The 9,374-nt window shown below is 38.3% G+C and carries 9 protein-coding genes; 7 read left to right on the forward strand and 2 right to left on the reverse strand.

From position 1 onward, the window contains the following. Positions 1–55: 55 nt before the first annotated feature. The gene (locus tag I4641_RS22535; RefSeq protein WP_229642840.1) at positions 56–337 is read left to right on the forward strand and encodes a mechanosensitive ion channel; all 282 of its coding nucleotides are present in this window, start codon (positions 56–58) and stop codon (positions 335–337) included. A 67-nt stretch (positions 338–404) separates the two neighbouring features. Next, complete coding sequence (locus tag I4641_RS22540; protein ID WP_229642833.1) at positions 405–587, forward strand: hypothetical protein; 183 nt, start codon at positions 405–407, stop codon at positions 585–587. A gap of 60 nt (positions 588–647) precedes the next feature. On the opposite strand, the gene I4641_RS22545 is transcribed toward I4641_RS22540, so the two are convergent. After that, positions 648–1,676 carry a diguanylate cyclase gene (locus I4641_RS22545; protein ID WP_229642834.1) on the reverse strand — a complete coding sequence of 343 codons (1,029 nt, stop codon included), beginning with the start codon at positions 1,674–1,676 and terminating at the stop codon, positions 648–650. A gap of 282 nt (positions 1,677–1,958) precedes the next feature. On the opposite strand from I4641_RS22545, the gene I4641_RS22550 reads away from it, so the two are divergent. Together I4641_RS22550 and I4641_RS22555 are read left to right on the forward strand one after the other, a co-directional pair. Continuing rightward, positions 1,959–2,762, forward strand: coding sequence for a hypothetical protein (locus I4641_RS22550; RefSeq protein WP_229642835.1), 804 nt, complete (start codon positions 1,959–1,961; stop codon positions 2,760–2,762). Between the two features lie 157 nt (positions 2,763–2,919). Further along, positions 2,920–3,495, forward strand: coding sequence for a DUF3611 family protein (locus I4641_RS22555; protein ID WP_229642836.1), 576 nt, complete (start codon positions 2,920–2,922; stop codon positions 3,493–3,495). 24 nt (positions 3,496–3,519) lie between these two features. On the opposite strand, the gene I4641_RS22560 is transcribed toward I4641_RS22555, so the two are convergent. Beyond that, a complete protein-coding gene (locus tag I4641_RS22560; RefSeq protein ID WP_229642837.1) occupies positions 3,520–4,821 on the reverse strand; it encodes a phospholipase D-like domain-containing protein in 1,302 nt (433 codons plus the stop codon). A 235-nt stretch (positions 4,822–5,056) separates the two neighbouring features. Between I4641_RS22560 and I4641_RS22565 the strand changes: the two genes are divergently transcribed. From I4641_RS22565 to I4641_RS22575, 3 genes are all read left to right on the forward strand, one after another. Then, positions 5,057–7,633: a PAS domain S-box protein gene (locus I4641_RS22565; protein ID WP_229642838.1), complete on the forward strand. Its 2,577-nt coding sequence runs from the start codon at positions 5,057–5,059 to the stop codon at positions 7,631–7,633. A 155-nt stretch (positions 7,634–7,788) separates the two neighbouring features. Next, complete coding sequence (locus I4641_RS22570; RefSeq protein ID WP_229642839.1) at positions 7,789–8,241, forward strand: response regulator; 453 nt, start codon at positions 7,789–7,791, stop codon at positions 8,239–8,241. Between the two features lie 75 nt (positions 8,242–8,316). Next, positions 8,317–9,374 (forward strand): response regulator (locus tag I4641_RS22575; protein ID WP_304956555.1); only part of this gene is annotated, 1,058 nt, incomplete at its 3' end.

Below are 9,374 nucleotides of genomic sequence, written 5' to 3' on the forward strand. Positions count from 1 at the left end.
ACAGCTTACTTTTTCGATTATTAGCACTGCTTAATCCTTAAACAAGAAGTATTGAATTAAACATACTAAAAATGTTACTTTTGACCGCGCTCATTTTTCAGCATACAAAGATTTTAGTCTTGTTTATGAGGTAGTCTATTTTGTTAATAATAATGATTACGACCGCTACATGGATGCTCAACAACAAATAAATTTAAAACTTAAACAAGAATTTGAGCATCATTTAATTAAATTTGCCTATCCTACTCAAGTAAATTATTTACAGCATGATTTAAGTTCTGAGAATCTCCAGAAAAATTTGGAAGCAAGTTTTCATAATGGGCGAACAAACTCTTGAAAATCAGGCTGTTCGAGAATTGAACAGCAATCGCTAATTTAATTACAAACTTTTTTAGGCAATAATCATGAAACGTCCCAGCAATATAATAATAGGATTTATCTTAGCCGTGGCAGGAATCTTTCTGACTTATGGTTTAGGGAGAATGTTTTTGCAGGTAATCAAACCCCCTGAAGTAAAAATGGAGGAAGATTTTACTCATTCGAGAACAGGTGAATCAAGATTATACAATCGACGATCAATGTATTGAACTATTATCTTGAACTACTACAGTCAATTTTCTAGTGTCTTCAAAAAATGCTAATTCTCGTTATGCTACGGTATCTGAATAATAGTTGAGAATGGCGCGATCTCGTCCTTGATTTTTAGCTTGGTATAGTGCTTTATCCGCAGTAGAGAGTAATTCTTGCTTGGTATATTGAGAACTAGGAATGATAGCAGCGACTCCCAAACTAAGAGAAACGCGATCGCTCACCAAAGAAGATGAATGAGCAATGTGGAGATCTCTAATTTGCAGTCGAATTTTTTCTGCCACCTGTAAAGCATTATTTCCCGACGTTTGCGGTAGGATAATCGCAAACTCTTCTCCCCCATAACGGGCTACTAAATCTGCGGGGCGATTGACGGATTTTAAGATCGTTTGGGCTACTTGCTGCAAACAATCATCTCCCGCCTGATGACCATAGCGATCGTTATAATATTTAAAATAATCAATATCAGCAATAATCAAACTTAGAGTAGACATTTCTCTCTGTCCCCTCTGCCATTCTTTGGCTAAAACTTGCTCAAAACAATAGCGATTAGCTACGCCAGTTAGACAATCCACAGTAGCTAGTTTACTAAGTTTTTGATTGAGTTCTAATAACTTTGCTTCAGCAGCTTGGCGTTCTTTAATCTCTTTGGCTAACTGTTCATTTTTAGCCTGTAATTCTGCTTTAAGATAGTGGTTTTTTAGCTGATTTTCTATTCTGGCAAGCACTTCCTCAACCTGGAAAGGCTTGGTAATATAGTCATTACCACCAAGTTTAAAAGCCTTAGTTTTACACTCAATCTCTTTATAGGCACTAATAAACAAAATTGGTATGTCTTGGGTATGACAATCGCCTCGAAGAATTTGACAGACAGAAAAGCCGTCCATTTCAGGCATACCAACGTCTAATAAAATTAAGTCTGGAGAAGTAGTTTTTGCCAGCTCTATCGCCAATATACTCCGATCGCATTCCTCAACCTCATATCCTTGGGATGTTAGCATTGCCGATAATAATTCTAAATTGTCTGGTTTGTCGTCAATCGCCAAAATCCTAGCTTGGTACTCTGGTAGTCTTTTCGCTGGAAACATCAATCTTTTCTCTTTTTGAATACTATAATCAATCGGAAATCTTAAAATACTGAGTTTTAATAGTATATCTATCTTTGTTCAGAGTTAATGTTAATAATATTAATTTAAGCTTTTGAAGATTATTGATTATTATTAATTGATTCTCTTGCTATCGATAGATTATTTTTAGGTCGTAAGTTAGACTCTTTTTTTGAACTGGCTAGATAGGATAAATAGCAGCAAATATAAAATTAATTTGCTATTTAATTCTTTAAAATTTCAAAATTGGAGGACATAATATATATGTCAAAACTTAATTTATTAACTAACTTAGGAATTGGTGCCTTACTCTTCTCTACCGTAGGCTTATTTTCAGTCACAGGTAACAATACTCTAAGAGCGCAAGATGCTTCAAGCAACGAAACTATTGAAAATATTGCGGAAGACGAAACAAATTTATATGGTCAGCAAGTCACCGTTAGAGGTGAAGCAGAAAGCATTGAACCTGGAATGTCTTTCGTAATTGAAGAAGAAGGTTTTCTAGAAGGAGACGAGGTTTTAGTAATCAATACTTCAGGAATGATGCTAACCGAAGACTCCGAAGAATTGGGCATTCAAGTAACAGGAGAGCTGGGTACGCTGGTGCTAGCTGATGTAGAACGAGAATACGATCTGGATTTAGACCCCAATCTTTATGTAGATTACGAAAATAAGCCAGTTATCATTGCAGATTCAATAACTTTATCACCCAGTTTAGAAAATCTCTCTGAGAGTCCAGATAATTTTTATGGTCAAGAAGTCGCTATTGAAGGGAAAATTGGTGAAATGAAAGGCGATATGGCTTTTACCATCAATGACGACCAATGGATTGGGGGAGATGATGTATTAGTAATCAACACCACTGGAGAACCAATTCCCACAGAGGACGAATCAGTTGTAGTTACTGGTATGGTTCGACCTTTTATTAAGTCCGAATTTGAGCGAGATTATGACCTTACTTGGGATTTAAATCTTCAAGAAGAAATTGAAGCAGAATACACCGAAAAACCAGTTGTGGTGGTAGACAGTATCTATACCTCTGCTAAAGATGAAGGTGTATTTGAATAAAGCTAACTGTTATTCGATTTTAGTCGGTCTAATGCCCAAATTGAGGGCATTAGCATTTTTTAAGCAGTAGTTGAACTACAAAATGTTCATCCAAACCAAATAGTCTATACCTCGCTGACAAAATAAACCAAACTAGTTATCTTATTCACATTAGAAGATGAATCGACCGACAAAGTTATCTCAAAACAATCCTTTGCCAGACAAGCAAAAATTTGCCAAAATCTTTCGCAATTTAAGCAATGTTAGCTACTGGATTCACTTGGTACTAGGTGTCATATCAGGAGTAACCTTACTACTAGTTTTCTTTAGCCGTAGCGCAACCAACAATAGTGGTATAGGGTTAGGTATTTTTATTGCCATGTTTAGCCTTATGGCATTGGGTTTTAGGGTTTATTGGGCTTATCGTTATCGTCAGCTTGCTAAAAAATTACAAAGGGTAAATCCAGATTTACAACCTAGTAGAACAGAAATATTACAGGTACTCCGCACGGGATTGTTAGCTAGTTCGATTGGACTATTTTTAGCTTTTATCGCTTCAGAAGTTAGTTTAGTCTCCTTGGTGGCAGGTGCGATCGCTAGACCACAAGGTGTTGCGGTATATGAAAGAGAGCAGGTAATTAAAATCGCCGATTTATTATTAATTTTGGCACAGCTTAATATTTTAGGCGCACATTTTTTGGGCAGTGCTAATTCTTTGGGGTTGCTGAGTTGGATCTCAAAAGAAAAAGTATAGTAATTTGAGTATTAACTTCGTGTGTCAAAGCTGCCACTGAAAAAAATCAACTAGATTACCCAGTATTCGATGTCGCCACCAAGAACGTTGTTTCCATTCTGAATAGGTAATTATTTTGCTTTGAGCAAAGCCATTTTCAAAGACGTTTTTAGTACCATTAACTAATTCAGGTTGAGAACTAGCAAGGTCTAATTCTTCATTGTGATCGAAACTGCGGGGATCGAAATTAGCACTGCCTGTAATTGTCCAGCGATCGTCAATTAATAACATTTTGGCGTGAGTCATACTGGGCTGATACTCATAAATTTCGACTCCGCCTCGGAGTAATTTGCCGTAGTGTTCGTAAGAAGCGTAGTAAACGGGTTTTTTATCGCTACGTTTGCTGGTGGTCAAAATGCGAACATCTAGCCCCTTTTGCTTGGCTGCTATTAGTAAGTCTTGAGAGTTGGGATCGGGGAGAAAATAAGGACTAGCAAGCCAAATTCGATTTGTGGCACAGATAATGCTGTTGTACTTTAAAGCTTTAATCGGGGAAAAACGATATTGAGGGTTTGCTCCTGGAGTAACCAACATAGGATACTGTTTATCCTTAACCGAAGTTGCTTGTTGCTCTCGATTAAGGTTTGCCTTACCTCCACCATAAGTCCAATGCTGGGAAAATACCCCTGCTAGATAAAGAATGATATCCCCTTCTAAGCGCATTTCTACATCCAGCCAAGGTTGTCTATCGTCAGATTTTTCCGTACCATCCCAAAGATCGGAAATTCCCGCACCACCTACTAAGGCTACTTGGCTATCAATTAATAATAATTTGCGGTGAGTCCGCCCAGCATAGTCTAAAGGGGCTTTCCATTTAAAAGAATTAAAAAAAGATAGTTTAATACCTGATGCTTGCAAACGTTGCCAGTACTTTGGGGATATATCCTTTGTGCCGTAGCTATCCACAATTAGCCTGATTTTTACTCCCGCAGCAGCCCGTTCGGCGATCGCCACTGCAAAATCATCTGCCCGTTTCCCAGGAGTCATAAAAAAGGTTTCAAAGTCAATGGTATATTCTGCTTTGCTAACGGCATCAAGACGGGCTTGTTGAATTAAATCGGGTTCTGCCCAAAAGTCAGTGACAATCCCTTGAGTAATAAATGAATTGGTGATGCTGGCTAAAGTTGGTGCAAACAGAGCATCTTTAGGATTGGGAGGACAATCTACCTGGTATTCAACGCGATCGCGAAAAGCTCCCTGAAAATAAAAACCGACTAATAAAATTAAACTAATTACGATTAAGGCAATGAATAGCCACCAGAGCAAGGAAGAAAGTATATTCCACATTGGAAAAGACAAGTTATATCTTGCCTGTATAGAATTGCGTTTAATACAATGTCTCGATAATATAAGAATTAATCATCTAGCTATGGTTACAAATAAAAATTGGGCGATCGCCATGATTTAACAAAATATAAACTTTAGTTAGTTGTTGGGGAAATTAACTACTATTAATTTTAAGAGTAAATCAATTACAACAAGCCATAACAACTGCTCTAGTTTGTTGTCGCTACCCATCTTTTTGACCAGATATATGACCGAGCGATCGCCAAATCTAGACCCAACAGCAAATAATTCGCCGACTAAAAAGCTAAGAACCGTGATGCTAATCGACGATTCAGAAGTAGATCGAGCAGTTTATCGACGCTATTTACAAACCGATGCTGAGTATCAATACACTTTTGTCGAAGCGGAAACTGGGGAAGAAGCTTTAGAATTGTATGCCCAGTGTCAACCAGACATTATCTTACTAGATTATCTATTACCCGATTTTGATGGGTTAGAATGGCTTGTTCAATGGCAACGACAGTATAAGAATTTTTGTTCTTTAATTGTCTTGACTGGACAAGGAGATGAAAACATTGCCGTACAGTTTATCAAAAATGGGGCAGCAGATTATTTTGTCAAAGATCGAATTACGCCTGAAAAATTAAAGCTAGCTATCGGCAAAGAGATTGCTCTAAAGAAGCTACAGCTAGAAAAGCAAGATTTATTTGCCAAGTTAATTTCTCGCAATGAAAAGCTAGAACGCAGCAACAGGCTGTACCAAGCAGAAATTGCCCAAAGAGATAAATTAAGCAAAATTATTGCTAATGTTCCAGTAGTAATTTATGCCAAATATGTTGATGCCACATCCAAACAGCCAGGCAAACTATGGTTAGTCAATCAAGAATTTCAACAAATATTTAAGATAGCCGAAGCCGAAGCAATTGGTAAAACAGATCGCGAGCTATTTCCGCCTCATATAGCTGATGATTTTGCAGCAAACGATCGCCTTTTGATTGCCAGCAAACAACCAATAACTACTGAAGAGGAGGTATACCATGCAGATGGAACTCTACACACTTACCTATCTTTTAAGTTTCCTCTATTTAGCGAGGGAGAAATAACCTCAATTGTCGGCATGGCAACCGATATTACTCCTGAAAAACAAGCTCAAACCGAACTTTTGCAGAGCGAAACTAGATTTCGTCAGACTTTTGAACAGGCTGCGGTGGGTATTGCCCATGTTGCCCCAGATGGTAAGTGGCTGAGGGTAAATCAAAAATTATGTCAGATTGTCGGCTATACCAAAGAAGAACTATTATCGATAACTTTTCAAGACATTACTCATCCCGAAGATTTGCACACCGATCTAGAGTATGTACGTCAAATATTGGCGGGAGCGATTTCCACGTACTCGATGGAAAAACGTTATATCCGTAAGGATGAAGCGTATATTTGGATTAATTTAACCGTATCTTTAGTCAGTGATAGCAATGACGAACCCGATTATTTTATTGCGGTAATTGAAGACATTAGCGATCGCAAAGCCCTAGAAGCATCTTTGCAAAAATCTTGGCAACGTTTGTCAAACCTCCATCAAATCGATAAAGCGATCTTGGCAGCAGTTAAACCTCAAGCGATCGCCGAAACGGTAATTAAAGATATTCAAAACCTGCTAACCTGCCAGCGTGCATCAATTGTCACCTTCGACTGGGAACGAGAAACCTCAACTATCTTAGCTACTCAGGGTGTAAAAGATGACGTATTAAATAATGGACTACAGGTATCTTTGGACATCTGGCAAGGCATAATCGATAGATTAGAGAATGAGGATAAGCAGGGTTATATTACTGCCCATCTGAGTCAGTTGCCCAAATCATCTGAAATGGCGATTGCCCTAGAGAACACTAAACTAGACTGTTTTTTCGCATTTCCTCTCAATTCCCAAGATAATTTACTGGGTATTTTGAAACTGTGGTTTGAAGAACCCGAAACTATAACTACCGAAGAATTAACCATGCTGGAGGAAATTAGCAGTCAACTAGCGATCGCCCTCGAACAAGCCCGTTTATATAAACAAACTCAGAACTATGCCTTAGAATTGGAAGCCAAGGTAGCCCAGCGCACTGCTCAAATTGAAGAGATTAACCAAGAATTAAAAGCTTTTACCTATACTATTTCTCACGATCTCAAAGCACCTCTAAGAGCGATTCAAGGATTTGCTTCGGCACTGCAAGAAGACTATGGCGATAACTTGGACGACTTGGGGCAAGAATATGCTGCTCGGCTAATTTCCTCCGCCTGGCAGATGACCCAGTTAATCGAAGATTTGTTGGCATATAGCCGTCTATGCCGCATCGAAATACAGCTTAAGTCAGTCGATCTTGAGGTAATAGTCCATCGAGCGATTGAACAATTGCAGCTAGAAATAGAGCGAACTCAGGCAAATATTATCTTAGTCGAACCCTTATCTTCCATGATCGGTAATAAAACTATTTTGCTTCAGATAGTTAGTAATTTGCTGTCTAATGCGATTAAGTTTGTCCCTCCCAAAGTTCAACCACAAATACGGATCGGGACAGAAATTATCATGGATTCAGCAGAAACTAAGATCCGCCTGTGGGTAGAAGATAACGGCATTGGCATCGATCGCGAACATCAAAAGCGTATTTTTCAAGTTTTTGAACGACTTCACGGCAATGAAGCTTATCCTGGTACTGGTATTGGTTTAGCCATTGTCAAAAAAAGTATGGAACGCTTGGGGGGTAGATTCGGCGTGGAATCTAACCCAGGAAAGGGGAGTCGTTTTTGGATTGAAGGACGACAAAGGTGAAAAGGCATTTTCAATATCTAAAGGATTATTTAAATATCTAAAAACATAATTTAATAGTACCTTGAGTATAATTACTGATGAGGACGATTGCATATATAAGCGAGATTACCCAATCTATTGCCGAGTTTTCCGAGCGATAACAAATGACAAATGTAATGAACCACGAATCTATGCCAATTTTGTTGGTAGAAGATAACTATAACGATGTTCTACTAATTCAGCGGGCTTTTAGGAAGGCAGGCATAAAACCACCAATGTCGATTGTTTCTGATGGTGATGAAGCGATCGCCTATTTGTCCAGACAAGGGCAATATGTCGATACCGAGCGTTTTCCTATACCCTTGTTAGTTTTACTTGATTTGAAATTGCCCCGTCGTTCGGGATTGGAAGTGTTAGCTTGGATACGTCAACAGCCAGAATTAAGACGCTTATTAGTGGTGGTGTTAACTTCCTCTCAGGAAAATTCCGATTTGGCACAGGCTTACGATCTTGGAGCAAATTCCTATTTAGTTAAACCAGTTGAGTTTCAAGATTTTGTCAAGCTAATTGAATTAATTGATGCTTATTGGTTTAAAACCAATCAAATACCTCAGTTTTTTGCTACTTAAATTACTCTAGAAAAGAATTTTTTAGAAACTGAGTTTCAGCTATGATTATTTTGTGTAGCCCTTTTGCAATTCCCAATGAGCGACCCGAAAGTATTAATAATTGATGATAATTCTAGCGATCGCGCTCTAGCCTTAAGGGAGCTTAAGAGACTTTTTCCTCAGCTTCAATACATAGAAATAATTGATGAAAATAGTTTTGCCCAGGCATTAGAACAAGATAACTTCAATATTGTTATTACCGACTATCAACTAGGTTGGACAACAGGATTAGATATTCTGTACCGCATCAAAAAACAAAAGCCTAGATGTCCGATAATTATGTTTACTGGTACTGGTAGCGAGGAAATCGCCGTATCAGCAATGAAGGCAGGATTAGATGATTATGTAATTAAATCTCCCCAGCATTATATCCGCTTGGCTGCTGCGGTACGTTCGGTATGGCAGCGATCGCAACAACACCAAGCTCTAGAAGAATTTAAACAAAGCTATTACCGCTTTTTTGAACGGATTCCATTAGGACTTTATCGTCTCAATCCAGATGGAGAAATTATTGAAGCCAATTCTACTTTAGTAAAAATGCTGGGATATGAACAGCATGAAGATATTCAAGGTCAGAGCATCTTTGAATATCATCTTCAACCAGAAGCTTATCTTTTATGGCAGCAACAACTTAATGGAAAAGAAGCAGTAGCCGAGTATGAAGGACAAATTAAATCTTTAAAAGGCGAGTTGATTTGGGTGCGTCATAATGCTATTTCCGTTAGTGATACTCAAGGCAATTTAACGTGTTATGAAGGGGCTGTAGCGGATATTACTGCTAATAAACAAGCAGAATTAGAGCGAGTAGAACTATTGAATCGCGAACGCAAAGCCAAGGAAGAAGCGGAAACCGTCAATCGGATTAAAGACGAGTTTTTAGCCACCCTTTCCCACGAATTACGTACTCCTCTTAACGCTGTTATTGGCTGGGTTCAACTGCTACGCGGTGGCAAAATGAGCGAAGCCCAAACAACCAAAGCCATAGATGTAATTGATCGCAATGCTAAAGCCCAAAACCAGCTAATTGATGACCTGTTAGATAGAACTCTTGCAAAAGTTTTTTATGGTATAGTAAAAAATTATTTTTATTTCAA

Source organism: Waterburya agarophytonicola KI4 (assembly GCF_020640915.1).
Lineage (GTDB): Bacteria > Cyanobacteriota > Cyanobacteriia > Cyanobacteriales > Xenococcaceae > Waterburya > Waterburya agarophytonicola.

What these genes read in the sequence shown, in the direction of transcription:
- I4641_RS22550 (WP_229642835.1), top strand. Translation starts at nt 1,959, where the DNA reads ATGTCAAAACTTAATTTATTAACTAACTTAGGAATTGGTGCCTTACTC.
- I4641_RS22570 (WP_229642839.1), top strand. Translation starts at nt 7,789, where the DNA reads ATGAACCACGAATCTATGCCAATTTTGTTGGTAGAAGATAACTATAAC.
- I4641_RS22560 (WP_229642837.1), bottom strand. Translation starts at nt 4,821, where the DNA reads ATGTGGAATATACTTTCTTCCTTGCTCTGGTGGCTATTCATTGCCTTA.
- I4641_RS22555 (WP_229642836.1), top strand. Translation starts at nt 2,920, where the DNA reads ATGAATCGACCGACAAAGTTATCTCAAAACAATCCTTTGCCAGACAAG.
- I4641_RS22545 (WP_229642834.1), bottom strand. Translation starts at nt 1,676, where the DNA reads ATGTTTCCAGCGAAAAGACTACCAGAGTACCAAGCTAGGATTTTGGCG.
- I4641_RS22540 (WP_229642833.1), top strand. Translation starts at nt 405, where the DNA reads ATGAAACGTCCCAGCAATATAATAATAGGATTTATCTTAGCCGTGGCA.